This window comes from Streptomyces sp. NPDC056361 (assembly GCF_042262805.1).
Taxonomy (GTDB): Bacteria; Actinomycetota; Actinomycetes; order Streptomycetales; family Streptomycetaceae; genus Streptomyces.
Map to the genome: position 1 here is coordinate 94311 of NZ_JBHJQI010000004.1, position 23689 is coordinate 117999.

Here is a 23689-nt window from a genome sequence, read left to right on the forward strand (position 1 = left end):
CTTCCGAGGGGCCCGCCGCACCGCCCCTCACCAGCCCAGGTCCTCCAGCGCGTCCAGGTCCGGCACCGCCACCGCCACCGGCTCCGCGTCGTCCGTGCCCACCCGCAGCTCGGCCCAGATCGTCTTCCCCCGCCGGGCGTACCGGGTGCCCCACCGATCCGCGTACTGGGCGACCAGGTACAGCCCGCGCCCGCCCTCGTCCGTCGTCGCCGCGTGCCGCAGGTGCGGAGACGTACTGCTGCCGTCCGACACCTCGCAGATCAGGGACCGGTCGTGGAGCAGCCGGACCCGCACCGGATCCGCCCCGTACCGCACCGCGTTGGTGATCAGCTCGCTGAGCACCAGCTCCGCGGAGAAGGCCAGCCCGTCGAGCCCCCACTCCGCCAGCTTCGCCGCCGCCGCGTTCCGCACCGGCGAGACCGCCGACGGGTCCCGCGCCACCTCCCACTCCGCGATCCGCTCCCGGTCCAGCAGCCGGGTCCGCGCCACGAGGAGCGCGATGTCGTCGCGGGGTGCCGGCGACAGCAGCGTCGCGAGGACGTCCGCGCAGGTCTGCTCCGGACTCCGGTCCGGACGGGCCAGCGTGGACCGCAGCAGCCCGATCCCCGCGCCCAGGTCCCGCCCGTGGTCCTCCAGGAGCCCGTCCGTGAACAGGACCAGCTTGCTCCCCTCCGACAGCCGCAGCTCCGTCGCCTCGAACGGCACGTCGCCGAGCCCGAGCCCGAGCGGCAGCCCCGGCGCCAGCTCGGGGAACTCGACCCGCCCGTCCGGACCCACCAGCGCCGGCCCGGGATGCCCCGCGCTCGCCACCGTGCACAGCCCCGACGCCGGATCGTAGATCGCGTACAGGCAGGTCGCGCCCGTGATGCCCTCGTCGCGCCGCCGCCCCTCGGCGTCCGGCTCCTCCGGCTCCCGGTCGTCGATCCGGCCCGTCAGCTCGTCGAGATGGCCGAGGATCTCCTCCGGCGGCACGTCCAGGGTCGAGAAGTTGTGCACCGCCGTCCGCAGCCGCCCCATCGTCGCCGCCGCGTGCAGCCCGTGCCCCACCACGTCGCCCACCACGAGCGCCACCCGCGCCCCCGGCAGCGGGATGACGTCGAACCAGTCGCCGCCGACCCCCGCCTTCGCCGGGAGGTAGCGGTACGCCACGTCCACCGCGCTCAGCTCCGGCAGCCCCCGCGGCAGCAGGCTCCGCTGGAGCGTCACCGCCATCGCGTGCTCCCGGGTGAACCGGCGCGCGTTGTCGATCGCCACCGCCGCCCGCGCCGCCAGCTCCTCCGCGAACGACAGGTCCTCCTCCCCGAACGGCTCCGGGGTGTCCGCCCGCCAGAAGTTCGCCATCCCGAGGACCACCCCACGGGCCAGCAGCGGCACCGTGAGCAGCGAGTGCATCCCGTACGCCAGCGCCCGCGCCGCACCCTCCGGGTCCTGCGCCCGCCAGCCCTCCGCCGACGCCAGCTCCGCCTGCACCACCGCGTGCCCGGCGTTCAGGGCCTTCGCCATCGGCGTGCTCGGCACGTCGAAGTGGATCGTGTCCCCGACCGCCTGGAGCGGCTGGTCGGGCCGCAGCCCGTTCATCGCCGTCCGCCGCAGCTCCGTGGTCACCACCCCGGCCTCGGGCGGCTCCTCCCCGCGCAGCACCGGCTCCAGCAGTTCCACCGTGGCGAAGTCCGCGAACCGCGGCACCGCCACCTCCGCCAGCTCCTCCGCCGTCCGCACGACCTCCAGCGTCGTCCCGATCCGCACCCCCGCCTCGTACAGCAGCTGGAGCCGGCCGCGCGCCACCGCCGCCCGGCCCGTCAGCGCCGCCAGCTCCGTGGTGTCCCGCATCGTCATCACGCACCCGGACTCCGCCCCGCCCGCGACGGTCGGCCGCACGCTCACCGCGAGCAGCCGGTCGCCCGCCCGGTGCACCTCGTCCGTCGCCGACCGCCCCGACTCCAGGAGCTCGACCGTACGGGGATCGAGACCGAGCTCCGAGACGTGCCGCCGCTCCGCGTCAGGACCGAGCCCCAGCAGCCGGCGGGCCTCGTCGTTGGCGAGCAGCAGCCGGCGGTCGGCCCCCACGATCAGCACCCCTTCGCGGACCGCGTGCAGCACCGCCTCGTGGTGCTCCTTCATCCGGGTCATCTCGGCCGGCCCGAGCCCGTGCGTCTGCCGCCGCAGCCGCCGGCTCACCAGCGCCGCCCCGCCGACCGCCAGCGCCAGCGCGCCGCCCGCCGCACCGATCAGCAGCGGCAGCCGCCCCTGCACCGCGTGCGTGATGCTCTCCACCCCGATACCGCTGCTGACCATGCCGACGACCCGGCCCCGCTCGTCCACCACCGGGACCACGGCCCGCACCGCGTCGTTCGGCTCGCCCCGGAAACGCTCGGTGAACGACTCGCCGTCCACCGCCGCCCGCGACAGGTCTCCCGTCACCACCTGGCCGATCAGCTCCGGCCGCGGGTCGGTGTACCGCAGCCCGGACGGGCTCAGGACCGCGATGAAGTCGACGCCCGTGGCCCGCCGGGTCGCCTCCGCCCGGCTCTGGAGCGCCGCCGTCGGATCGGGCGACGTCAGCGCCGCGTCGATGCCCGGGGCGTGCGCGAAGCCCTCCGCGACGGCGAGCGAGCGGATCCGGGCGTCCCGCTCGGTGTCCGCCTGCGCCTGGTGGAACGTCACGAACACCGCCGCCGCGATCACCAGGAGCGCGATCAGGGCCTCCAGGGCGAACACCTGCCCGGCGAGGCTCCGCAGCCCCGTCGCCCGCTCGCCCGGCCCCCGTCCGCGCGCCCCGCCCCGCCCCCGGTTCCTCCACCGGCCCGCACCGGAGCCGTTCCGGGCCGTCATCCCGTGCTCCGTGCGATGAGCAGCGCCACGTCGTCCGGCGCACCCGGCCGGCGCAGCGCCCGCAGCAGCAGGTCGCAGGTCTCCTCCAGGGGCCCGCGCGCCTCGTCGAGCAGGCCCACCAGCAGCGCGAGCCGCTCGTCGATCCCCTCGTCACGGGTCTCGATCAGACCGTCCGTGAACAGCACCAGCCGGTCCCCGGGCCGGAACGGCACCCGCGCCGTGTGGAACGCGCCGCCGCCGACCCCCAGCGGCACCCCCGTCGACAGCCGCACCAGCTCGGCCGGCCCGTCCGCCGGGACCCGTACGGGCGGCAGATGGCCCGCGTTCGCGATCCGGCACCGGTCGCGGACCGGGTCGTGGACGGCGAACAGGCACGTCGCGATGTAGTGCTCCAGGCCCGCCGTGATCCGGTCCAGATGCCGCAGCACCTGCGCGGGGGACAGGTCCAGGTCGGCGAAGGCGCACGTGGCGGTGCGCAGCCGGCCCATCGTCGCCGCCGCGTCGATCCCGCTGCCCATCACGTCCCCGACGACCAGCGCCGTCTTGTCGTCCGGCAGCTGGATCACGTCGTACCAGTCGCCGCCGACCTCGCTCGACGCCTGCGCCGGCTGGTACCGGGCGGCGATCTCCAGCCCCGGCAGATCGGGCGGCGCGCCCGGCAGCAGACTGCGCTGGAGCGTCACCGCCGAGTTCCGCACGCTCTGGTACCAGCGCGCGTTGTCGATGCTCACCGCGGCCCGCGCGGCCAGCTCCGTGGCGAGCAGCACGTCGTCGCCGTCGAACGGCAGCGCGTTCCGGTCCCGCTTCAGGTCGAGCGCCCCGAGCACCTCGCCGCGCGCGATCAGCGGCACCGCCAGGTACGAGTGCACCCCGGCCCGCGCGAGCAGCTCCGCCGCCTGCGGGCTCCGGGCGATCCGGGACAGGTCCCCCGGGCCGACGTGCTCCACCAGGACCGGCAGCCCGGTGTGCACGCACCGGGTGACCAGCCGGTCCGCCCCGTACATGGCGACCGCCCCGGGCGGGTCGGCGGCCGGCAGCGCCTCCGTCCGGCCCGCGGCCTTCACCGCGAGCGCGCGGAACAGCTCGGGCCCCTCCTCGGGCGCGCCCGGCCTGCGCAGCGCGAGGACCGAGTCCAGGACGTCGACGGCGGCGATGTCCGCCAGCTCCGGCACCACCACCGCGGCCAGCTCGTCGGCGGTCCGCTCGACCTCCAGGGTGGTGCCCACCCGGGCCGAGGCGTCCGCGATGAGCGCGAGCCGCCGCCGGGACCGGTCCGCCGCCGCGTCGGCCCGGTGCCGCTCGGTCACGTCGATCACCGAGACCGCGACCCCCAGGACCCGGCCCTCGGTCCCCTCCAGGCGGGAGAGCGACACCGACCAGGCGTGGTCGTGGTCCGGGTCGGCGGGGGTCCGGCCGGTCGTGGCGTGGTCGAGCAGCGGCTCTCCGGTGGCGAGCACGGCGCGCAGCGCCGCCTCGAGCCCTCCGGTGTCGAGCATCGGCAGCATGTCGCCGATCCGCCGCCCCACGTGCAGCGCGGCCGGGATGCCGTTGATCCGTTCGAGGGCCGGGTTCACCAGGACGTACCGCAGCTCGGTGTCGAGCAGGGCGAGGCCGATCGGCGACTGGGTGACCAGCCGGTCGGAGAGGGCGAGCTCGGTCTCGACCCGCTCGACGGCGGAGCGGTCGGCGGCGATCCCGAGCGCGTACAGCGACCCCCGGTCGTCGGTGAGCCGCATGTTCCGGAACTCCACCTGCCGGTCGGTGCCGTCCTTGTGCCGTACGGGAAAGGTGCCCGACCAGGTCGTGCCGCCGCGCAGCACCTCGCCGAAGAGGCGCATCGCCTCCTCCCGGTGCTCCGGGCCGACGATCAGCCGGGCCACGTACCGGCCGAGCGCCTCGTCCGCGCGGAAGCCGAAGAGGTCCTCCGCCTGGGGGCTCCACAGCACGATCCGGCCCCGCGCGTCCACCACGACGGCCGCCACCCCGAGGACGTCAAGGAGTCCCTTGCCGTCCAGGGGCACGCCGACCGGCCCCGTCGTCCCCGGAAACGAACCGGCCGTCACCCTGCCCTCCTCCCGCCGGGCCCGCACGTCTCCCTCCATGCTCCCCGTCCCCCGGTTCGGCCGCGCGCCGAGCCCGCGCGGCGAGGCCCGCGGCCCATGCCAGGCCCGCCAGCGCGAGCAGCGGCAGCAGGACCCGGACGTCGACCACCGCGACCAGGCCCGCGCCGAGCGCGAGGGCCACCGCGTTGGGGGCGAGGACGAGGGTGTGCGCGGTCGCGGCGACCCGGCCGACGGCCTCCGCGGGGGCCTCCCGCTGCACTGCGGTCACCACGGCGACGAGCACCCAGGGAAGACCGATCCCGATGACCGCGCTCGCCGCCAGGGCCGTCGCCCCGTACGGCAGCGCCCGTACTCCGACCGCCACCGCGAAGAGCGCCAGGCCGGCGGCGGCGAGCGTCCGCTCCGGGATCCGGCGGAGCAGCGGGCCGGTGACCAGGCCGGCGAGGACCGACCCCGCGCCCTGGACCGCGTACAGCACACCGGCGTACGCGGGCGCGTGCCCGAGCCCGCGGTCGACCACGGCGTAGATCGCGGCCCCGTTCACCCCGGCGAGCAGCATCGTGACGGCGCCCGTCGCCACCAGTGGCCGCAGCACCGGCGACGCCCGCAGCAGTCGGACGCCCTCGGCCGTCTCGCGCCACCAGTGGCGGGCCGCGGGCCGCGCGGGCCTCGGCTCGCGCACCGGCATCAGCGCGAACACCCCCGCCGCGACCGCGAAGCTCGCCGCGTCCAGGAGGGCGACGGGGCCGCCCCCGTACCGGGCGAAGATCCCCGCCGCCACCAGCGGCGCGACCAGCTTCATCGACTCGTTCGCGGTCATCCGCAGCCCGTTGAACGTGCCGAGCCGCCCCTCGTCGAGCACGGTCGCCACCAGCGCCTGCTCCGCCGCCTCGTGCACGGCGCCCTGCGCCCCGTAGAGCACGAGGACCGCGAACAGCAGCCACACCCGGTCCGCCGACTCGACCCACAGGAGCAGCGGCAGCAGGACCGCCATCGCCGCGTTCAGGACGACCAGGAGGGGCCGGCGCCGCACCCGGTCCGCGACCGTGCCGAGCAGCGGCCCCAGCAGTACCGGCGCCCACAGGGCGAACGCGGTCAGGGCCGCCAGACTGTCCGACCCCGTCAGGGACTTCACCCAGATCCCCGAGACCAGCCACATCGCCGTCGTCCCGAATCCGGACACGACCACACCTGTCAGATACCAACGCATGCCCGCAGCCTGACCTCTGAGGAGGCCCCCGCGGATCGGTCGACCTCCCTAGGCCGGGTCGGCGGATCGGGGCGGATGCCCTACGTCGGGCCCGCGGATCGGGGCGGATGCCCTACGTCGGGCCGGCGGTTCCGGAGCGGACGTCCTCAGGCGGTGTCCGACTCGGGTCCGACGCCCGTGAGGGCCGTCCCCCGACGCTCGTACCGCAGCGCGGCCCCCGTCACCACCGCGCCGAGTCCCTCCCACAGGCCGACGCCGAGGAAGCCGGTGGGGGCGCGGCCGGTGACGACGGCGAGGGTGAAGACCGCGCAGGTGAGGAGACGGAAGGGGACCGTCCACCGGAAGAAGGGCTTCCAGTCGGCGAGGGCGGCCAGCACGTAGTAGACGCCCATGTTGAGCGCCGCCATGGAGGAGGCCGTCAGGAAGACCAGGGTGTGGTCCCCGTCCGCGCGTCCGCCCTCGGGCACCGGCTCGAAGCCCATGACGGTGAGCAGGGCGTCCGGGGCCACCAGGCCCACCACCCCGAGCGCGGCGGCGAGCACGCCGAAGACCGCCATGGTCCAGCCGGACAGGGAACGGGGCAGGCGCACGGCGGTCCTCCGTGGGGACGGGAGCAGGGGCACGCCCCGCGATGCGAACGCGTGCTCGGATCGCGGGGTGTGCCCCTGCATATCGTGTGACGGGGTCCGGCGGCCAATCGGCTCCCGTCCCCCGTCACTTCAGCGCCGCCGCCATCATCTTCTGCGCCACCGGGGCCGCCAGGCCGTTGCCGCTGACCTCGGAGCGGGCGGCGCCCGAGTCCTCGATCATCACCGCGACGGCGACCTGCTTCCCGGTGGACGGGTCCTTGGCGTAGGAGGTGAACCAGGCGTACGGCGTCTTGCTGTTGTTCTCGCCGTGCTGCGCCGTGCCGGTCTTGCCGCCGACCTCGGCCCCGGCCACGGCCGCGTTGCCGCCCGTGCCCTTCTCGACCACGGTCACCATCGCGCTCCGCAGCTGCTCGGCCGTCGAGGAGGAGACGATCCGGCGGGTGTCCCCGTCCTTGTACGAGGTCAGCGCGTCGCCGTCGGAGTCGACGACCTCCGACACCATGTGCGGGGCCGCGAGGAGGCCGTCGTTGGCGATGGCGGCCGACACCATGGCCATCTGGAGGGGGGTGGCCGTGACGTCGAACTGGCCGATGCCGGTCAGCGCCGTCTGGGCCTTGTCCATGCCGGAGGGGTACACGCTGGCGTAGGCGCGGACCGGTACGTCGAGCGCGTCGTCGTTGAAGCCGAACTTCTCCGCCATCGCCTTCACCTTGTCCTGCCCCAGGTCGACGGCCATCTTCGCGAAGACGTTGTTGCAGGAGTACCGGAGCGCCGTGCGGATCGTCGCGTTCTCGCAGGGCGCGGACGCGTTCTCGTTGGGCAGGACCCTCCGGGTGCCCGGAAGCGTGTACGGGTCCGGGCTCTCCGTCGCCGTGTCCACCGAGCCGTAGAGCCCGTCCTCCAGGGCCGCCGCCGCGACGACCAGTTTGAACGTCGAGCCGGGCGGCAGCGGCTGCCGCAGGGCCCGGTTGACCATCGGCTTGTCCTCGTCGGCGGTCAGCGCCTTCCAGGCGTCCCCGCCCGTCGTCCCGGCGATCTTCGACGGGTCGTAGGACGGGGTGGACGCCATGGCGAGGATCCGGCCGGTCACCGGGTCGACGGCGACGGCCGCGCCCTTCTTGCCGCCGAGCGCCCGGTAGGCGGCCTTCTGCACGTCCGGGTCGATCGTGGTGACGACCGTGCCCGGCGCCTGCTGCTTGCGGGTGACGGCGTCCAGCGGGTTCTTCAGCCGGTCGTCGGTGCCGTCGAGGACGCCGGAGTAGATGCCCTCCAGCTGCGTGGCGCCGTACGCCTGCGAGCTGTAGCCCGTGACCGCCGCGTACAGCTCGCCGTCCGTGTAGGTGCGCTGGTAGGCGAGGTCCCCTCCCTTCGTCTTCTTCGAGCCGGTGACCGGCGAGCCGGCCACGACGATGTTGCCGAGCGGCTGCGCGTACTGCGCGATGGTCTTCCGCCGGTTCTTCGAGTCGTCCGCGAGCGCCTTGCCTTCGTACGCCTGCACCCAGGTGGCCCGGCCCAGCAGGGCCAGCACCAGGATCAGCACGAAGACCGACGTGTGCCTGATCGTCTTGTTCATCGCACCTGTGGGGACGAACGAACCGGTGACGGACGTTCCGGATGTGCCCCGTTTCTCAGCGAACCTTCATGTCGGGCCCCTCCGCCGGGTGTGTGATCATGCGGGGGCCCCGGGGGAGGGGCCGAAGACACGCAGGGTGGGGAGTGGGTCGTGGGCAAGGGCGGGGAGCACGGCGGTCCGGACGTGCCGGACGAGGTGTGGGAGCAGTTCCTGCGGACCTCGGCCGACGGTACGGCGGACGCCCCGAAGGAGCCGTCGGCGCGGGCCCGCGAGGTGGCGGCCCGGCTGAGGACGGCGCCCGCGGAGCCGCCGGCGTGGCGTGCGCACCCGCCCGCACGCCGCCGGCGGAGCAAGGGCTGGTACGTGGCGGGGTTCGTGGCCGCGCTGGCCCTCCTCGTTGTGGCCGTGGACCCGGGAGGGTTCGTCGGGTGGTCGTCCGGTGACGACGGCGGGGCCGCACGGCCCCTGGCGCAGGAGACGGAGCGGCCGGACCAGGCGCCTCCCGCGGAAGGGGGCGGGCGGGCCACGCTCGCCGAGCCGTTCCGCGGGTCTCCCGCGGTCCGCTGGGCGGACGGCACGGCCGGCATCAGCGTGCCCGCCGCCCGGGCGACCGGGTGGATGACGAAGGAGGAGGTCGCGCGGGCGCTCGCGCGGACCCGCGACTTCCTCGCCGCCGCCAGCCTGGACCCGGCCGTGCTGCGGGGCGGACACCCGGACAAGGCGGTCGCCCTGATCAACCCGCACCAGCCGGACATGAGGTCCTTCGTGTCGACCGCGCTGCGCACACCGGGCGAGGACCACGACCCGCTGTCGCTCTTCAGCCGCTTCGACCCGGCGCAGGCCCGCCTCGTCGGGGACGTGGTCAAGAGCCGCGGGCGCCTCACGTACCGGGAGGGGGAGCGCGGGGCCCTGGAGGTGACCGCCGACGTCACCTACGTCTACCCGGTCGCCCCGGCGGGCGGCGGCGACGAGGTCGTGCGCGTGATCGTGCGGCGGGCGACCGTGGTGAGCTGGGACGACCCGGCGAAGGTGATGACCGAGAAGGGGACCCTCACCCTGCTCTCGTACCGGGCCGAGGCGACCAACGGCGGCTGCGACAACCTCACCGGCTATCTCCGGCCGGAGTTCGGCGGCGGCGGCGGAACGGACGCCGCCAGGAGCGACCGGACGGTCGACCCCTTCGACCGCACGCGGCCGATGACCGACGACCACGACGGCTGCTGGAACGCCACGAGGTCCTGAACACCACGAGGTCCCTACGGGAAGTCCCCGGTGACCGGACCGGAGCGGACCGGACCGGGCCCGGCCGCCTCGCCTCAGCCCGCCCGCACGAACCCCGACTCGTACGCCAGGATCACCGCCTGGGTGCGGTCGCGGGCGCCGAGCTTCGCCAGGACCCCCGCGACGTGCGTCTTCACGGTGGCGGGGCCGACGCCGATGCGCTCGGCGATCTCGGCGTTCGTGAGGCCGGTCGCCACCAGCCGCAGGACCTCGGACTCCCGGTCGGTGAGCCGGGCGACCCAGGGCGGGGCGGCCGGCGGACGGTGGCGGGCGTGTTCGGCCGCCAGGCCCCGGACGGCGGCCGGATAGAGGAGCGAGTCGCTGCGGGCGACCAGGCGGACCGCGCTCACCAGCTCCTCCGCCGCCGCCCGCTTGAGCAGGAAGCCGGCGGCGCCGACGCGCAGCGCGTCGTACACGTAGGAGTCGTTCTCGAAGGTCGTGACCACGACGATCCGGGGCGCCCGGGCCATCCCGGCGAGGATCTGCTCGGTGGCCCGGATGCCGTCGATCTCCGGCATGCGGACGTCCATCAGGACGACGTCCGGCTCCTGGGCCCGCACCACCGAGACCGCCTCGGCGCCGGTGGCCGCCTCGCCGACGACCTCCAGGTCGGGCTCCGCGTCGAGGATCACCCGCAGGGCGGTCCTCACCATCCGCTCGTCGTCGGCGAGCACGACCCTGATCGGGGCGCTCACCGGGGAATCCTGACCGCGAGGCGCCAGACGCCGTCCACCGGGCCCGCCTCGGCGGTGCCGCCGAACAGCCGGGCCCGCTCGCCGACCCCGCGCAGGCCCCGCCCGCCGTGCGGGCGGGCGACCGGGGGTCGCTCGGGCAGGGGGTTCTCCATGGTGATCTCCCACTCCTCGGTCCGTGCGTCGAGCCGTACGGCGACGGGCTCGCCGCCCGCGTGCCGGGCCGCGTTGGTCAGCCCTTCCTGGACGATCCGGTACGCCTCGCGGGACAGCGCCTCCGGTACGGGGCCCAGGTCCCCGGAGACGGTCAGGGTCACGCGCGGTCCCGCGCCCCGCACCAGGGCCTCCAGGGAGTCGAGCCCGGGGCCGGGGCCGGGCCGCTCCGCCTCCCCGTCGTCCCGCAGGACCCCCAGGACCCAGTCCAGCTCCCCGACCGTGCGCCGGGTGGTCTCCTCGATGGCGGTCAGCGCCTCCCGTACGAACTCCAGGTCGGCCCGGTCGCCGTCCAGGACCCGGCGGGCCGCGCCCGCCTGGAGGGTGACCGCGCTCAGCGCGTGGCCGACCGAGTCGTGCAGCTCGCGGGCGAGGCGGTTGCGGGACTCGGCCTCCGCCGCGCGGCGCTCGGCCGCCGCGAGCAGGTCCGCGGGGCTCGGCCCGAGCAGCCGGGGCGCCTGCCGGGCGAGCAGGGTCCCGGTGGCGGCGGCACCGGCGGCCAGCGCGAGCAGCATGAGCAGCCCGGCCGGGATCCCCGCCCAGACCCACCCGGGCCGGTCGAGCCCCCAGATCCGGCCGAGTTCGGACTCCCGGAGCGCCGGGGAGAACGGCAGCGCCATCACCGCCGCCGCGAACGGCGGCAGCGCCAGGCTCGCCCCGCTGATCAGCGCGCCGGCGCCCAGGTGCAGGCTGAACCAGCCGGCCGTCCTGGCCTTCTCCGTCCGGCCGTGCGCCGGACCGTCGGCGAACCGGTCCGCGGGCACTCCGCACAGCGCCCGCGCCGCCGCCACCGACATCGGCCGGGCCAGTGGGAAGAGGGCGGTGACGGCGGCGAGCGGCAGCCCCGCCGCGTACGCCCCGAGCTGCACCCCGAGGTCCCCGGTGAACAGGCCGCCGCCGCCGAGCAGCGGCGCCGCGACGAGCGAGCCGACCATCCAGAAGGGCATGAACAGGGCGCCGCCCAGGATCAGATGGAGCCAGCGGAGCCTGGCCCGCTGCCCGAACAGGGCCGCGACCGGTCTCACGCCTCGGCGCTCCGCCGCCGCAGGAACAGCGCCACGCACGCGGCGAGAAGGAACCCGGTGATCATTTCGCCAGCGTAGGACAGTTGTACGAGTTCGGGGACGCGCTTGGTCGGATCGGGGTCCGGCAGCAGCGCGACGAGCGACAGGTAGGCGCCCCAGCAGCCCATGGTGCCCGAGGCGGTCCAGGCCAGCGCCAGCGTGGTGCGGACCCGGAGCCGGGCGGGCCGGCGCAGGACGAGGAAGAGCGTGAAGGTGACGGCGACGGCGAGGAAGGCGAGCCACTGCGCTTCCAGGACGTAGAAGTCGGAGTCGCGTTCGGCGATGCGCCGGGCGGACAGGCCGGTGGTCGAGCCGGACACCCACAGCAGGTGGAGGGAGGCGGGCAGGAGCGCGACCACCGCGCCGGCGGCGGCGAGGGCCCGTGCCCCGGGTCCGGACGTGCGGGCGGACAGCTCGCCGAGCCGGCCCCGCCAGACGTGGCCCCAGCGGTCCCGGGAGTACAGGGCGAAGAGGGTGCCCAGGGCGAGGCCCTGGAGCATGAAGCCGCCGTAGACCACGGCGAAGACCCAGTCGTCCAGGAAGGGTTCGCTCGGCGCGGCGGCCTTCTCGTCGCCGGTGAAGAGGGCGACCGCGAGCTGCACCGGGTAACCGGTCATGATCGGGGCGAGCAGTCCGGTCGCCGCCCACATGGGGAGGGCGAGCAGCCAGGCGGGGAACCGCCGGCCCCAGTCCTGGGTGAGCAGCAGGGCGAGGACGACGACGAGGACGTCGGCGACCACGGAGACCGAGTTGGCGATGGCCATCATCTGCCGGTGCTCCAGGAGCGCGCTCCCGGCCGGGATGCCGATCTCGCTGCCCGCCACCCAGGCGATCTTCAGCGTGATGTACGGGAGGCAGGCGAGGATCGCGAGGGCGCGCAGCGTCCGGCGGAGGGTGCCGGGGCGGCGGTCGGTGCCGGGTGCGGGGGCGGGGTGGTGAGCGGTCCGTGTCATGGCTCCACGCTCCCGTGCGGGCCGGGTGCCCCACCTCCTGCCCGGTGGTGAACCGCCTCCGCCGCGCGGCGGAGGGGCGCTCATCCCCGGGCCGTCCGGGCGGGGCGCCGGGTTCCCGTCCGGGGTGTCGGGCGATCGGAATTGACCGGCTTTTTTGATGATCGATTGACCCCTGTCGAGGGGTCAATGGCGCTCTAGAGTAGTGATCATGAACGAGAACGCGACCTTCGCCCCGCTCCTGACCCGCGCCGCCACCGCCGAGACCACCGCCGACCCGAGCAGCGTGATGACCCTGCTCGCCGACTCCGACACCACCGGCGGTCAGCTCACCAGCTACCGCTCCTCGTTCGCGAAGGGCGCGGTCGGGGCGCCGGCGCACTTCCACACCAAGGCCTCCGAGATGTTCTTCGTGCTCGGCGGCTCGCTCCAGGTCCTGGTCGGCGAGGAGCTGACCGTCCTGGAGCAGGGCGACTTCCTCCTCGTCCCGCCGCACACCCCGCACGCCTTCGCGGCGGCGCCCGGCGCCGAGGCCGACGTGCTCTTCGCCTTCACGCCCGGCATGGCCCGCTTCGACTACCTGCGCCTCCTCGGCCGGGTCATGCGCGGCGAGGCGAGCTTCGAGGAGATCAAGGCGTCCTCGGAGCAGTACGACAACCACTACGTCGACAGCCCGGTCTGGCAGCAGGCCCTCGCCGACCGCGCGTGATCAGAGGCGGCGGGTCGCGAGCGTCAGCCGGTCCCGGGCGTCGAACAGGGCGTCCTTGATCATCTGCTCGTGGGCCGGGGTGAGCCGCGCCACCGGCACCGAGCAGCTGATCGCGTCCCGGGCCGGGGTCCGGTACGGGATCGCGACGCCGAAGCAGCGCAGGCCCAGGGTGTTCTCCTCGCGGTCCACCGCGTAGCCCTGCTCGCGGATGACGTGCAGCTCCTCGATGAGCTGCTCGCGGTCGGTGAGCGTGTGCTCGGTCAGCGCCGGCAGGGTCTCCGGGAGCAGCTTGCGCACCTGCTCGTCGCTGTGGGTGGCGAGCAGCGCCTTGCCGAGCGAGGTCGAGTGCGCGGGCAGCCGCCGCCCGACCCGGGTGAAGGGCCGCAGGTAGTGCTGGGACTGGCGGGTCGCCAGGTAGACCACGTTCGTGCCGTCGAGGCGCGCCAGGTGGATGGTCTCGGTGGTGTCGTCGGAGAGCCGGTCCAGGGTGGGCCGGGAGGCGGCCACCACCTCGTCGCCGTCGATGTACGAGGTGCCCACGAGCAGCGCCCGCACCCCGATGCCGTACCGGGTGCCGGTGGAGTCCGTCTCCACCCAGCCGAGCTCGACCAGGGTGCGCAGCAGCATGTACAGGCTGGACTTGGGATAGCCGACGGCCTCCTGGACGGCGGCGAGCGAATGCATCCCGGGGCGCCCGGCGAAGTACTCGAGCAGCTCCACGGTCCGCACGGCGGACTTCACCTGTGCCCCACCCGCGTCGGCAGTCGCCATGACCCTCGCCCCTTTTCCGTTGTCCGGCCGCCCACCCCGTCGCCCTCCGGCCGTCCCGGCCGATCGGAGCCCTTGTGGAGACGCCCGGGCCGTCAATAGAGTCCCGCCCAGATGCGTTCATCTACGGGAACTGTGTTCAGAATAGCGAACAGGGGCGTGGCGGTGGCGGCAGAACCAGTGTGGAGTGTGGACCCCCGGACGGGGAAGCCGCGCGAACAGGTTGCGGTGGAGGCCACAAAGGAGGAGGTCGACCGGGCCGTCCGGGCCGCGCACGCCACCCGCGAGGCGCTCGCCGACCGCGCCGTGCGGGCCGCCTTCCTCCGTGCCGCCGCCGACCTCCTCGACGGGGCCGGCGCGCAGATCGCCGAGGCCGCCGACGCCGAGACCGCCCTCGGGCCCGTTCGCCTCACCGGCGAACTCACCCGCACCACCGCCCAGTTGAGGGCCTTCGCCGAGGTCGTCGAGGAAGGCTCCTTCCTCGACGCGCGGATCGACCTCCCCGACCCGGCGGCCACCCCGCCCCGGCCCGACCTGCGCCGCTGGAAGATCCCGCTCGGCGTCGTCGCCGTCTACGCCGCCAGTAACTTCCCGCTCGCCTTCTCCGTCCCCGGCGGCGACACCGCCAGCGCCCTCGCGGCCGGCTGCCCCGTCGTGGTCAAGGCCCACCCCGACCACCCGGCCACCTCCGAACTCTGCGCCACCCTGCTGCGCCGGGCCGCCGCCAAGGCCGGCCTCCCCGAGGACGTCCTCGTCCTCGTCCACGGCTTCGACGCGGGCGTCGAACTCGTCCGCCACCCGCTCGTCGCGGCCGCCGGCTTCACCGGCTCCGTCCGCGGCGGCCGGGCCCTCTTCGACGCGGCCGCCGCCCGCCCCGTCCCCATCCCGTTCCACGGCGAACTCGGCTCCCTCAACCCGGTCGTCGTCACCCCGGCCGCCGCCGCGGAGCGGGCCGAGGAGATCGGCGGCGGCCTGGCCGGCTCCATGACCCTGGGCGCGGGCCAGTTCTGCACCAAGCCCGGCTTCGTCCTGGCCCCCCGAGGCGAGGACGGCGACCGCTTCCTCGCCGCGCTCACCGCCGCGGTCAGCGAGACCGAACCGGCCGTGATGCTCGACCACCGGATGCGGGACGCCTTCGTCTCCGGCGTCGCCGAGCGGGCCGCGCTCGGCGGGGTGCGCACCACCGTCACGCCCGGCGCGGGCGGCGAGCACACCGTCAGCGCAGGCGTCCTCGACGTCGACGCCGACCGGCTCACCGAAGGCGGCCACCACCACCTCCTCCTGGAGGAGTGCTTCGGCCCCGTCACCGTCGTCGCCCGCTACTCCTCCCGCGAGGAGGTCACCGCCGTCCTCGGCCTGCTGCCCGGCAACCTCACCGCCACCCTGCACATCGCCACGGAGGGCACCGGGGACCCCGACGCCGCCCCGCTGCTCGCCGAACTCACCCCGCTGGCGGGCCGCGTCCTCGTCAACGGCTGGCCCACCGGCGTCGCCGTCGCGCCCGCCCAGCACCACGGCGGCCCCTATCCGGCCACCACCTCCACCGGCACCTCCGTCGGCGCGACCGCGATCGAGCGCTGGCTGCGCCCGGTCACCTACCAGTCGACCCCCGGCCACCTCCTCCCGCCGGAGCTCCGCGACGGCAACCCGCTGGGCGTGCCGAGGCGCTGACCGTCAGTGGTCCACGCGCACCACGATCCGTCAGTGGTCCACGCGCACCACGATCTTCCCGAAGTGCGTGTTCGACTCCATCAGCCGGTGGGCGTCGGCGATCCGCTCCAGACCCTCGAAGGTCTCGGCGATCACCGGCGCCAGGGAGCCGTCCCGCAGGCCCGCGCCGATGAAGCCGGCCGCGCGGCGGCGCCCCTCCTCGGTCCTGGCCAGGGCCCCGTTGGCGTAGGTGTGGACCGTCTGCGGCCAGTTGGCCGACAGCTCGACCGGACGCGGGTCGAGCCAGCCGTACAGCACGGCGGTCCCGCCGGGGCGCAGCGCGTCGCCGAGCCGGGCGAACCCGGGCCCGCCGACGGCGTCGAAGACCAGCTCCGCGCCCGCCCCGCCGGTGATCCGCCGCACCTCGGCGACCAGGTCCTCCGTGTCCGTGGCGATCACGTGCGGCGCCCCCAGCTCCAGGAGCCGCTTCCGCTTGCCCTCGCCGCGCGTGGCGGCGATCGGCACCGCCCCGATCCGCAGCGCCGTCCGGATCGCGGCCGTCCCCACCCCGCTCGACGCCCCCGTGATCACCACGTGGTCGCCGGCGCGCAGTCCGCCGGTCAGCACCATCCCGCCGTACGCGGTGAAGTGGGTCAGCCACACCGCCGCCGCCGTCACCGCGTCCACCCCCTCGGGCCGGGCCACCACGTACTCCTCCGGCAGCACCACCCGCTCCGCGTACACCCCGTACTTTCCGAAGTCGAAGTTGGCCGCCGCCATCACCGGGTCGCCCGGGGCGTACTCGGTGACCCCCGCGCCGACCGCCTCGACCACCCCCGCCGCCTCGTAGCCGAGCCGCGAACCCGGCAGGGTCGCCGGGTAGTAGTAGGTGCCCGTGCGGAACAGCGCCTCGGCGCGGTTGAGCCCGATCGCCTCGACCCGTACGCGCACCTCCCCGGGCCCGGGATCCGGCAGCGGCACCTCCTCCACCGTCAGCACCTCGGGTCCGCCGGTCTCGTGGAAGAGAACCGCCCTGGTCGTCCTGCCTGTTGCCGTGGTCGTCGTCATGCACTCGACCGTAGGAGAGTGCTGCGAGACGATCCATATCCTCGTGGCTTCCGAACATGTCCGATCGTCTCGCCCCGGTGGGCAGGGGGTACGGAGTACGGTGCCGGGATGGACGTACTGAGCGATGCCATCGCCGCCATGCGCACCGGGCGGCCCCACTCCTCCCGCACGGTCCGCTTCGCGCCCTGGGGCATTCGATTCCCCGAGGGCAAGGGCGCCGGATTCCACGTCGTCCTCCAGGGCACCGCCTGGCTGCTGCCCCCGGACGACGGCGCCCCCGTCCGGCTCGGCCCCGGCGACGTCGTCCTCCTCGCCCACGGCACCGGCCACGGCCTCGCCGACCGGCCCGGCACCCCGCTCGTCGACGCCCTGCCCGCACCCGACGGCTCCTGGCCCACCCCGCCCGACCGGGGCCCGATCGGCGCCGAGGAGACGCTGCTGCTGTGCGGCTCCTACCAGCTCAGCCGGGCCCGTGCCCATCCGCTGCTCACCGAGCTGCCCCCGTACGTCCACCTGCCCGCGCGGGTCGGCGCCCACCCCCGGCTGCGGGCCGCCGTCGACCTGCTCGGCGCCGAACTCGCCGAGCCCCAGCCCGGATCCGACGCCATCGTCCCCGCCCTCCTCGACACCCTGCTCCTGTACCTGCTCCGCACCTGGTGGCTCACCGAACGCGCCGACCGCTCCACCGGCTGGTCCGCCGCCCTCGGCGACCCCGCGGTCGCCGGCGCCCTCCGGGCCCTCCACGACGACCCCGCCCGACCGTGGACGGTCGAGGAGCTCGGCGCCCTCACCGGACTCTCCCGCGCCCCCTTCGCCCGCCGCTTCACCGCCCTCGTGGGCCGCGCCCCCCTCGCCTACCTCACCTGGTGGCGCATGACCACGGCCGGCCGCCTCCTCCGCTCCGACGACCTCCCGCTCCGCGTCGTGGCCCAACGCTCCGGCTACTCCTCGGAGTTCGCCTTCGCCAAGGCCTTCAAGCGCGAGTACGGCGTGGCACCAGGGCAGTACCGCAAGGGCGCGTGACCCGCCCCGGCCGCCGCGGGGGCGTCCGCCCGCTCAGCCCCGGCGGCCCGGCAGGCGCAGCGACGCCAGGGTCGCCAGGGCGGCACTGACGAGCAGGCCGGTCCGCGCGACCACCCGGCCCACCACGATCGGGACCTTCGCCCCGTACCGCGCCGCCACCCGCGCCGAGAGGACGTTCACCCCGGCGAGCAGCCCACCGCGGACTCCCCGCGCGGCCACCTCGTGCGCCGCACCGGCCTCACCCCGAGCGCCTACCGCGCCTCGTTCGACCGGCTCGCGGGAGCCCGAGCCGTCCGACCGGGCCCCGGCCGGAAACGTCCCGCGGGGCCTCCACCGGAACCGGCGCCGTGTCCGCCGCGTCCTGAGAGGGCGTGATCAGACTCGCCACCGCAGACGACGTCGACGCCGTCGTCGCCCTCCACGCCGAGGCCCGCGCCACCTACTACCGCGGCCACGTCCCCGACGCCGACTTCGAGGGGCCCGAGGAGCTGGCGCGCTCCCGGGCGGCCTGGGCGGCGGCCGTCGACGGCGGCCGGGTGCTGTGCGCCGAGCGGGACGGCCGGGTCGTCGGCGTCGCCGCGTCCGGCGTCAGGGACGGCGTCATGACCCTCTCCCAGCTCCACGTCCTGCCCTCCCGCTGGCGCGCCGGCGTCGGCGCCGAACTCCACGCCGCCTGCGTCGACGCCTGGCGCGCGGCCGGGGCGACCGGCGCCCGCCTGGAGGTCTTCGAGAAGAACGAGCGCGCCCAGGCCTTCTACGCCGCCCACGGCTGGACCCCGGACCCGGAGCACCCGCGCGACGGCGACCACCTCGTGCTCCGGCTCACACTGGGGCCGGACGCGGAATGAGGGAGGCCGGCCGGGGCGTTCGACCGTACGGAACACCCCACCGGCAACCCTCGGAGAGAAGTCACATGCGCGTCGAGATCTGGAGCGACATCGCCTGCCCCTGGTGCTACATCGGCAAGGCCCGCTTCGAGAAGGGGCTCGCGGCCTTCGCCCACCGCGACGACGTCGAGGTCGTGCACCGCTCCTTCGAGCTCGACCCGAACAGCCCCAAGGGCGACCGGGCACCCGTCCTCGACATGCTGGCGAAGAAGTACGGCCGCACCCTCGACGAGGCCCGCGCCATGGAGGCGCACGTCGCCTCCAACGCGCACTCCGAGGGCCTCGGCTACCTGACCGAGGGCCGCGACCACGGCAACACCTTCGACATCCACCGGCTGCTCCACCTCGCCAAGGCGCACGGCCGCCAGAGCGAGCTGCTCGACCTGGCCTACCGCGCCAACTTCGCCGAGGAGCGCTCCGTCTTCGACGCCGAGACCCTGGTGGCGCTCGGAGTCGAGGCCGGTCTCGACGAGACCGAGGTGCGGGCCGTCCTCGCCGACGGGACCGCCTACGCCGACGCCGTACGGGAGGACGAGCGCGAGGCCGCCGAGCTCGGCGCCAACGGCGTGCCGTTCTTCGTCCTCGACCGCCGCTACGGCGTCTCCGGCGGCCAGCCCGCCGAGGTCTTCACCCAGGCCCTCGAACAGGCCTGGCAGGGCCGGGTGCTCCAGCCGGTCGGCGCCGACGCGGAGGTCTGCGGACCGGACGGCGCCTGCGAGGTTCCCCAGGCCTGACGGCCTGACCTGCGGGGACTCTGACCTGCGGGGATAAGCGCGGCTTGGATTTCCCCACGGTCGAATCGCCATTGACGGGTGATCGTGGGGAATCCAGGGTGGGGGCATGGATTCCCTGGACCAGCCGCTCGGCGGCGCCGAGTTCGCGCCCAAGAAGACGTACCTGAACACCTCCGCCTGCGGCCTGATGCCGCGGCGGACCGTCGAGGCCGTCACGCTGCTCGCCGAGGAGACCGCCGACGGCCGCCACGACGGCGCCGGCAGCTTCGACGTCGTCGACGAGGCCCGGGCGGCCTACGCCCGGTTGGCCCACGTCTCCCCCGAGCGGGTGGCCGTCGGCAGCTCGGTCGCCGTGCACTGCGGGATGATCGCCCAGTCGATGCCCGCGGGCGCGGAGATCCTGTTCCCCGAGGGAGACTTCTCGTCCCTCATCACCCCGTTCACGATCCGCGGCGACCTCAAGACCCGGTCCGTGCCCCTGGAGCGGCTCGCCGAGTCCGTCCGCCCCGGGACCGCGCTCGTCGCGTTCTCCGCCGTGCAGTCGTCGGACGGGCGGACGGCCGACTCCGCCGCGGTGCGGGAGGCGGCGGCGGCCCACGGCGCCCGCACGCTCCTGGACGCCACCCAGTCCGCCGGCTGGCTGCCGCTGCACGCGGGGGAGTGGGACTACACGGTCACCGGCGGCTACAAGTTCCTGCTGTGCCCGCGCGGCGCTTCCTTCCTCACCGTCACCGAGGAGGCGCAGGACTCGCTGCTCCCCATCCACGCCAACTGGGTCACGGGCGAGGAGCTGTGGGTGAACAGCTACGGCCCGGTCCGCGAACTGGCCCGCTCCGCGCGCCGCTTCGACGAGCCCGCGACGTTCCTCTCGTACCACGGGGCGGCCCGCTCGCTCGCCCTCCTGGAGGAGATCGGCATCGAGCGGATCGAGGCCCACGACAAGGGGCTCGCGGCCCGCTTCCGCGCCGGGCTCCTCGACCTCGGCCACGCGCCCGTCATGGACGAGTCGGCCGTCGTCGCCATCCCCGGCCTCGGCGGCCGCGCCGACGCGCTGCGGGCGGCCGGCATCCTGCTCTCGGACCGTGCGGGCAACCTGAGGGCCTCCTTCCACCTCTACAACACGACGGCGGACGTGGACCGCGCCCTGGACGTCCTGGCGGGCTGAGCCGGCCCCGGCCCGCCGACCGCCGCCCGGCCCGGCGCCATCGGACGGGAGCACGACGCGACCGGGCCCGGACGTCGGGCGGACGGTCGGGCCGCCGCCCGGCCCGGTGTCAGCAGACGGCGCCGGGTGTCAGCAGACGGTGCCCGGTGCGGGCGGGCAGGCGGCCTCCTCGCCCGCCTCCTCGGCCAGGTTGTCGCCCACGAGGCCGAGCAGGCGGGCGAGCTCCGCGCGGTCGGCCGGGGCGAGCCCGGCCAGCGTGCGCTCCTCCAGGTCCGTCCAGGCGCCCTCGACCCCGGCGCGCAGGGCCGCGCCCTGTTCCGTCGCCTCGACCAGGACCGCGCGCCGGTCGGCGGGGTCCGGGCTGCGGCGGACGTATCCGCACTGCTCCAGGCGCTGGAGCATCTTCGTCACCGTCGAGGGGTCGAGGCCGAGCGACTGGATGAGCTCCGACTGGCGGACCGCCCCGCAGTCCCACAGGCGCATCATCATCAGCTCCTGGCCCGGGTAGAGGCCGAGGTCCCGCAGCCGCCGGCCCATGGCGATCCGGTGCAGCCGCGCGACCCACGCCAGGGTGTGGCTGACCGTCCCGCCGCACGCGGCGGCGGGCCGCGGCTCGGTGGACGAGGCGGTACAGACGGGGTCGGTTCCTGACATCACGGGCTCCTCGGGACGGTTCTCGTCCTCAAGATTACCGTGGTCCGCAGATTATCTTGGCTGGCCAAGTAAATGGGTTACAGTGGCATCGGCCCGATTAGTTGGCCGACCACATATTCATGTGAGGGACAGCCGTGACCACTGCATTCGACCCCATCGACCTCGCCGGGACCCGCCTCGCCAACCGCATCGCGATGGCCCCCATGACCCGCAGCCGCGCCAACGGCCAGGACGGCACCCCCACGGCGGTCGTCGCCGAGTACTACGCCCAGCGCGCCTCCGCCGGACTGATCATCACCGAGGGCGTCCAGCCCGTCCCCGAAGGCCAGGGCTACCCCAACACCCCCGGACTGCACAGCCGCGCGCAGATCGCCGCCTGGCGCGAGGTCACCACCGCCGTGCACGAGCGCGGCGGACGGATCTTCGCCCAGCTGATGCACTCCGGCCGCATCGGCCACCCCGACCTGCTCGACGGCGACCTCCACCCCGTCGGCCCCTCGCCCGTCGCCGCCGCCGGCCAGGTCTACACCCACGAGGGCCCCAAGGACTTCGTCACCCCGCGCGAGCTCACCGGCGACCAGGTGCGCGAGGCCGTCGCCGGCTTCGCCTCCGCCGCCCGCAACGCCGTCGAGGCCGGCTTCGACGGCGTCGAGATCCACGGCGCCAACGGCTACCTGATCCAGCAGTTCCTCGCCTCCGGCTCCAACCACCGCACCGACGAGTGGGGCGGCCCCGTCGAGAACCGCATCCGCTTCGCCGTCGAGGTCGTCAAGGCCGTCGCCGCCGAGATCGGCCCCGAGCGCACCGGCCTGCGCATCTCCCCGGCCAACACGCTCAACGACATCAGCGAGACCGACACCGACGAGCTCTACACCGCCCTGCTCACCGCCATCGAGCCCGTCGGCATCGCCTACCTCCACGTCCTGGAGACCGCCCCCGAACGCCGCCCGCTCGTCCTCGACCTGCGCAAGCGGTTCGCCGGCACCTTCATCCTCAACCCGGCCACCGAGGGAGAGACCGACGCCGCGTCCCTCGCCCTGATCGAGGACGGCACCACCGACCTCGTCGCGTACGGCCGGCTCTTCATCGCCAACCCCGACCTGCCCGCCCGCCTGCGCACGGACGGCCCCTACAACACCCTGGACAGCGCCACCATGTACGCCGGCGGTCCCCAGGGCTACACGGACTACCCCGCCCTCTGAGGCCGGACGCGCGGAAGGGGGCGGCGGCCCGACACCGGACCCCGCCCCCTTCCGCGTACCGCCTACGCCTGGTGCCAGGCCTCCGTGGCCGCCCGGCGCGCGCCCTCCAGGTCCACCGTGCGGCCCGACTCGGCGAGCGCAGCGCCGAGGGCGGCGAGCGAGGACTGCACGGCACCCGGCGTCGCGTCCACGCCGTAGTGGTTGACCCGGATCATCTCCTTGGCCAGCGCCCCGCCGCCGGCGATCAGCGGCAGCGACGGGTCGGCCGCCAGGGCCTTCGCCACCAGCTCCGAGGCGTCCGTACCGGCCGGGACGCGCAGCGTCGTCGCCACCGGGGCGGCGTCCCGCGCCTCGTACACGTATGGCTCGATACCGCCGCCCAGCGCCGCCGCGCCCGCCCGGGTCGCGGCCGCCGCCGAGGCGTGCCGCGCCATCAGCGCGTCCAGACCCTCCGCCTCGATCCGCTCCACACAGGCCTCGAGGGCCAGCATCTCCAGCTGCGCCGGCGCGTGCAGCAGCGCCTTGCGGCCGCCGTCGATCCAGCGCTCCTTCCAGTCGAGGAGGGAGAGGTACGAGCGGCGCGGGGCCGCCGGGTTGGCGGCGAACCGCTCCCAGGCCCGCGCGCTCACCGACACCGCGGACACCCCCGCGGGCCCGCCCATCGCCTTCTGCGCGCCGATGATGCACATGTCCACGCCCCACGCGTCCGGCAGCACCGGCTCCGCGCCGATCGACGCCACCGCGTCCAGGTAGAACAGGGCGCCGTGCGCCCGCACGACCTCGCCGATCTCCGCCACCGGGTTCGTGTTCCCGGTCGCCGCCTCCGCGTGCACCAGCGACACGAAGTCGATCTCCGGGTGCTCGGCGAGCGCCTGCTCCACCTGAGCGGCCGTCACCGCCGTGTGGAAGGGCACCTCCAGGTCGACCACGGTCGCCCCGCAGTCCCGCAGCCAGTTGCCGAAGGTCTGCCCGTACGGACCGGTGACGATGTTCAGCGCGGTCGAACCGGCCCGCGCCCCGCTCCGGATGCACCCCTCCAGGGGCAGCAGCGCCTCGCCCTGGGTGATGACCACGTCCTGCTCCGTGGAGAGCAGCGCGGCCACCCGCCGCTCGATCGACGCGAAGTGCGCGGCGGTCAGCGGGGCCAGGTCCAGGAGCGGATGTGTCACGGTCACGGGGGTTCCTTCTTCGTCGGCGTATGCGTGTCGCATACATCGGATCGGGCTCGTGCCAGCCTAAGCGCCCCGCGGGCGCGGTCGCGGGCAGCACCCCGTCCGGGCGCCCCGCGCCGTCACGACGGTGTGCGGAACGTGTCACAAGGCGCGTACCGCCGGGCTCCGCCGCTTCCCCCGGCGCCCCGC

Annotated in this window: 21 protein-coding genes and 1 pseudogene; 9 read left to right on the forward strand and 13 right to left on the reverse strand. The window is 75.0% G+C overall.

All coding sequences use genetic code 11. The annotated features are described in order from the left end of the window. Nucleotides 1-27: 27 nt before the first annotated feature. The 5 genes from ACFCY7_RS02430 to ACFCY7_RS02450 all read right to left on the reverse strand — a co-directional run bounded on the left by ACFCY7_RS02430 (nucleotide 28) and on the right by ACFCY7_RS02450 (nucleotide 8268). On the reverse strand, nucleotides 28-2832 hold the full coding sequence (locus ACFCY7_RS02430; protein ID WP_376480582.1) for a SpoIIE family protein phosphatase: 2805 nt from the start codon (nucleotides 2830-2832) through the stop codon (nucleotides 28-30). Then, a complete protein-coding gene (locus tag ACFCY7_RS02435) occupies nucleotides 2829-4895 on the reverse strand; it encodes a SpoIIE family protein phosphatase (RefSeq protein WP_376480583.1) in 2067 nt (688 codons plus the stop codon). Before ACFCY7_RS02435 ends, ACFCY7_RS02430 begins: the two co-directional genes overlap by 4 nt. Then, nucleotides 4825-6105, reverse strand: coding sequence for an MFS transporter (locus tag ACFCY7_RS02440; RefSeq protein WP_376480584.1), 1281 nt, complete (start codon nucleotides 6103-6105; stop codon nucleotides 4825-4827). Before ACFCY7_RS02440 ends, ACFCY7_RS02435 begins: the two co-directional genes overlap by 71 nt. A 146-nt stretch (nucleotides 6106-6251) precedes the next feature. Beyond that, nucleotides 6252-6662, reverse strand: a complete 411-nt coding sequence (locus tag ACFCY7_RS02445; protein ID WP_376480606.1) for a hypothetical protein — start codon at nucleotides 6660-6662, stop codon at nucleotides 6252-6254. A 157-nt stretch (nucleotides 6663-6819) separates the two neighbouring features. Then, nucleotides 6820-8268, reverse strand: coding sequence for a peptidoglycan D,D-transpeptidase FtsI family protein (locus tag ACFCY7_RS02450; RefSeq protein WP_376480585.1), 1449 nt, complete (start codon nucleotides 8266-8268; stop codon nucleotides 6820-6822). A 150-nt stretch (nucleotides 8269-8418) separates the two neighbouring features. Between ACFCY7_RS02450 and ACFCY7_RS02455 the strand changes: the two genes are divergently transcribed. After that, nucleotides 8419-9510: a hypothetical protein gene (locus ACFCY7_RS02455; RefSeq protein ID WP_376480586.1), complete on the forward strand. Its 1092-nt coding sequence runs from the start codon at nucleotides 8419-8421 to the stop codon at nucleotides 9508-9510. A 74-nt stretch (nucleotides 9511-9584) separates the two neighbouring features. Here ACFCY7_RS02455 and ACFCY7_RS02460 read toward each other — a convergent pair whose 3' ends face one another. Genes ACFCY7_RS02460 through ACFCY7_RS02470 form a run of 3 tightly spaced genes read right to left on the reverse strand, consistent with a single transcriptional unit; the run spans nucleotide 9585 to nucleotide 12471 of the window. Then, nucleotides 9585-10232, reverse strand: coding sequence for a response regulator (locus tag ACFCY7_RS02460; protein WP_376480607.1), 648 nt, complete (start codon nucleotides 10230-10232; stop codon nucleotides 9585-9587). A gap of 8 nt (nucleotides 10233-10240) precedes the next feature. Next, nucleotides 10241-11479: a sensor histidine kinase gene (locus ACFCY7_RS02465; protein ID WP_376480587.1), complete on the reverse strand. Its 1239-nt coding sequence runs from the start codon at nucleotides 11477-11479 to the stop codon at nucleotides 10241-10243. Beyond that, the gene (locus tag ACFCY7_RS02470; RefSeq protein ID WP_376480588.1) at nucleotides 11476-12471 is read right to left on the reverse strand and encodes a hypothetical protein; all 996 of its coding nucleotides are present in this window, start codon (nucleotides 12469-12471) and stop codon (nucleotides 11476-11478) included. The genes ACFCY7_RS02465 and ACFCY7_RS02470 overlap by 4 nt, the downstream gene beginning before the upstream one ends. A 208-nt stretch (nucleotides 12472-12679) precedes the next feature. On the opposite strand from ACFCY7_RS02470, the gene ACFCY7_RS02475 reads away from it, so the two are divergent. Then, nucleotides 12680-13177, forward strand: coding sequence for a cupin domain-containing protein (locus tag ACFCY7_RS02475; RefSeq protein WP_367828267.1), 498 nt, complete (start codon nucleotides 12680-12682; stop codon nucleotides 13175-13177). Here the strand turns inward: ACFCY7_RS02475 and ACFCY7_RS02480 are convergent, their stop codons facing one another. Then, entirely contained in the window at nucleotides 13178-13948 is a 771-nt protein-coding gene (locus tag ACFCY7_RS02480; protein WP_376480589.1) for an IclR family transcriptional regulator, read from the reverse strand. 162 nt (nucleotides 13949-14110) lie between these two features. On the opposite strand from ACFCY7_RS02480, the gene ACFCY7_RS02485 reads away from it, so the two are divergent. Continuing rightward, a complete protein-coding gene (locus tag ACFCY7_RS02485) occupies nucleotides 14111-15616 on the forward strand; it encodes an aldehyde dehydrogenase (NADP(+)) (RefSeq protein ID WP_376480590.1) in 1506 nt (501 codons plus the stop codon). Between the two features lie 30 nt (nucleotides 15617-15646). On the opposite strand, the gene ACFCY7_RS02490 is transcribed toward ACFCY7_RS02485, so the two are convergent. Continuing rightward, nucleotides 15647-16663: a zinc-dependent alcohol dehydrogenase family protein gene (locus ACFCY7_RS02490; RefSeq protein ID WP_376480591.1), complete on the reverse strand. Its 1017-nt coding sequence runs from the start codon at nucleotides 16661-16663 to the stop codon at nucleotides 15647-15649. A 108-nt stretch (nucleotides 16664-16771) separates the two neighbouring features. On the opposite strand from ACFCY7_RS02490, the gene ACFCY7_RS02495 reads away from it, so the two are divergent. Next, complete coding sequence (locus tag ACFCY7_RS02495; RefSeq protein WP_376480592.1) at nucleotides 16772-17686, forward strand: AraC family transcriptional regulator; 915 nt, start codon at nucleotides 16772-16774, stop codon at nucleotides 17684-17686. Nucleotides 17687-17719: 33 nt separating this feature from the next. Here ACFCY7_RS02495 and ACFCY7_RS02500 read toward each other — a convergent pair whose 3' ends face one another. Then, nucleotides 17720-17905 (reverse strand): hypothetical protein, encoded by a 186-nt coding sequence (locus ACFCY7_RS02500; RefSeq protein WP_376480593.1) that lies wholly within the window; start codon nucleotides 17903-17905, stop codon nucleotides 17720-17722. On the opposite strand from ACFCY7_RS02500, the pseudogene ACFCY7_RS02505 reads away from it, so the two are divergent. The 4 genes and pseudogenes from ACFCY7_RS02505 to ACFCY7_RS02520 all read left to right on the forward strand — a co-directional run. Next, a pseudogene (locus ACFCY7_RS02505) lies at nucleotides 17882-18061 on the forward strand (hypothetical protein); the annotation flags it as partial. The gene ACFCY7_RS02500 and the pseudogene ACFCY7_RS02505 sit on opposite strands and share 24 nt — an antisense overlap. Continuing rightward, nucleotides 18058-18534, forward strand: a complete 477-nt coding sequence (locus ACFCY7_RS02510; RefSeq protein WP_376480594.1) for a GNAT family N-acetyltransferase — start codon at nucleotides 18058-18060, stop codon at nucleotides 18532-18534. The pseudogene ACFCY7_RS02505 and the gene ACFCY7_RS02510, both read left to right, overlap by 4 nt. A gap of 65 nt (nucleotides 18535-18599) precedes the next feature. Continuing rightward, on the forward strand, nucleotides 18600-19307 hold the full coding sequence (locus ACFCY7_RS02515; RefSeq protein ID WP_376480595.1) for a DsbA family oxidoreductase: 708 nt from the start codon (nucleotides 18600-18602) through the stop codon (nucleotides 19305-19307). 106 nt (nucleotides 19308-19413) lie between these two features. Then, entirely contained in the window at nucleotides 19414-20472 is a 1059-nt protein-coding gene (locus ACFCY7_RS02520) for an aminotransferase class V-fold PLP-dependent enzyme (RefSeq protein WP_376480596.1), read from the forward strand. A 129-nt stretch (nucleotides 20473-20601) separates the two neighbouring features. On the opposite strand, the gene ACFCY7_RS02525 is transcribed toward ACFCY7_RS02520, so the two are convergent. Then, nucleotides 20602-21126: a MarR family winged helix-turn-helix transcriptional regulator gene (locus tag ACFCY7_RS02525; RefSeq protein WP_376480597.1), complete on the reverse strand. Its 525-nt coding sequence runs from the start codon at nucleotides 21124-21126 to the stop codon at nucleotides 20602-20604. A gap of 134 nt (nucleotides 21127-21260) precedes the next feature. On the opposite strand from ACFCY7_RS02525, the gene ACFCY7_RS02530 reads away from it, so the two are divergent. Continuing rightward, a complete protein-coding gene (locus ACFCY7_RS02530; RefSeq protein ID WP_376480598.1) occupies nucleotides 21261-22328 on the forward strand; it encodes an alkene reductase in 1068 nt (355 codons plus the stop codon). Nucleotides 22329-22390: 62 nt separating this feature from the next. On the opposite strand, the gene ACFCY7_RS02535 is transcribed toward ACFCY7_RS02530, so the two are convergent. Continuing rightward, nucleotides 22391-23497, reverse strand: coding sequence for a pyridoxal-phosphate-dependent aminotransferase family protein (locus ACFCY7_RS02535; protein ID WP_376480608.1), 1107 nt, complete (start codon nucleotides 23495-23497; stop codon nucleotides 22391-22393). Nucleotides 23498-23689: the final 192 nt, after the last annotated feature.

Excerpts from the sequence above, each read along its gene's own strand:
- ACFCY7_RS02495 (WP_376480592.1), top strand. The coding sequence starts at position 16,772 with ATGGACGTACTGAGCGATGCCATCGCCGCCATGCGCACCGGGCGGCCC.
- ACFCY7_RS02440 (WP_376480584.1), bottom strand. The coding sequence starts at position 6,105 with ATGCGTTGGTATCTGACAGGTGTGGTCGTGTCCGGATTCGGGACGACG.
- ACFCY7_RS02525 (WP_376480597.1), bottom strand. The coding sequence starts at position 21,126 with ATGTCAGGAACCGACCCCGTCTGTACCGCCTCGTCCACCGAGCCGCGG.
- ACFCY7_RS02490 (WP_376480591.1), bottom strand. The coding sequence starts at position 16,663 with ATGACGACGACCACGGCAACAGGCAGGACGACCAGGGCGGTTCTCTTC.
- ACFCY7_RS02475 (WP_367828267.1), top strand. The coding sequence starts at position 12,680 with ATGAACGAGAACGCGACCTTCGCCCCGCTCCTGACCCGCGCCGCCACC.
- ACFCY7_RS02480 (WP_376480589.1), bottom strand. The coding sequence starts at position 13,948 with ATGGCGACTGCCGACGCGGGTGGGGCACAGGTGAAGTCCGCCGTGCGG.
- ACFCY7_RS02445 (WP_376480606.1), bottom strand. The coding sequence starts at position 6,662 with ATGGCGGTCTTCGGCGTGCTCGCCGCCGCGCTCGGGGTGGTGGGCCTG.
- ACFCY7_RS02430 (WP_376480582.1), bottom strand. The coding sequence starts at position 2,832 with ATGACGGCCCGGAACGGCTCCGGTGCGGGCCGGTGGAGGAACCGGGGG.
- ACFCY7_RS02450 (WP_376480585.1), bottom strand. The coding sequence starts at position 8,268 with ATGAACAAGACGATCAGGCACACGTCGGTCTTCGTGCTGATCCTGGTG.
- ACFCY7_RS02520 (WP_376480596.1), top strand. The coding sequence starts at position 19,414 with ATGGATTCCCTGGACCAGCCGCTCGGCGGCGCCGAGTTCGCGCCCAAG.
- ACFCY7_RS02515 (WP_376480595.1), top strand. The coding sequence starts at position 18,600 with ATGCGCGTCGAGATCTGGAGCGACATCGCCTGCCCCTGGTGCTACATC.
- ACFCY7_RS02470 (WP_376480588.1), bottom strand. The coding sequence starts at position 12,471 with ATGACACGGACCGCTCACCACCCCGCCCCCGCACCCGGCACCGACCGC.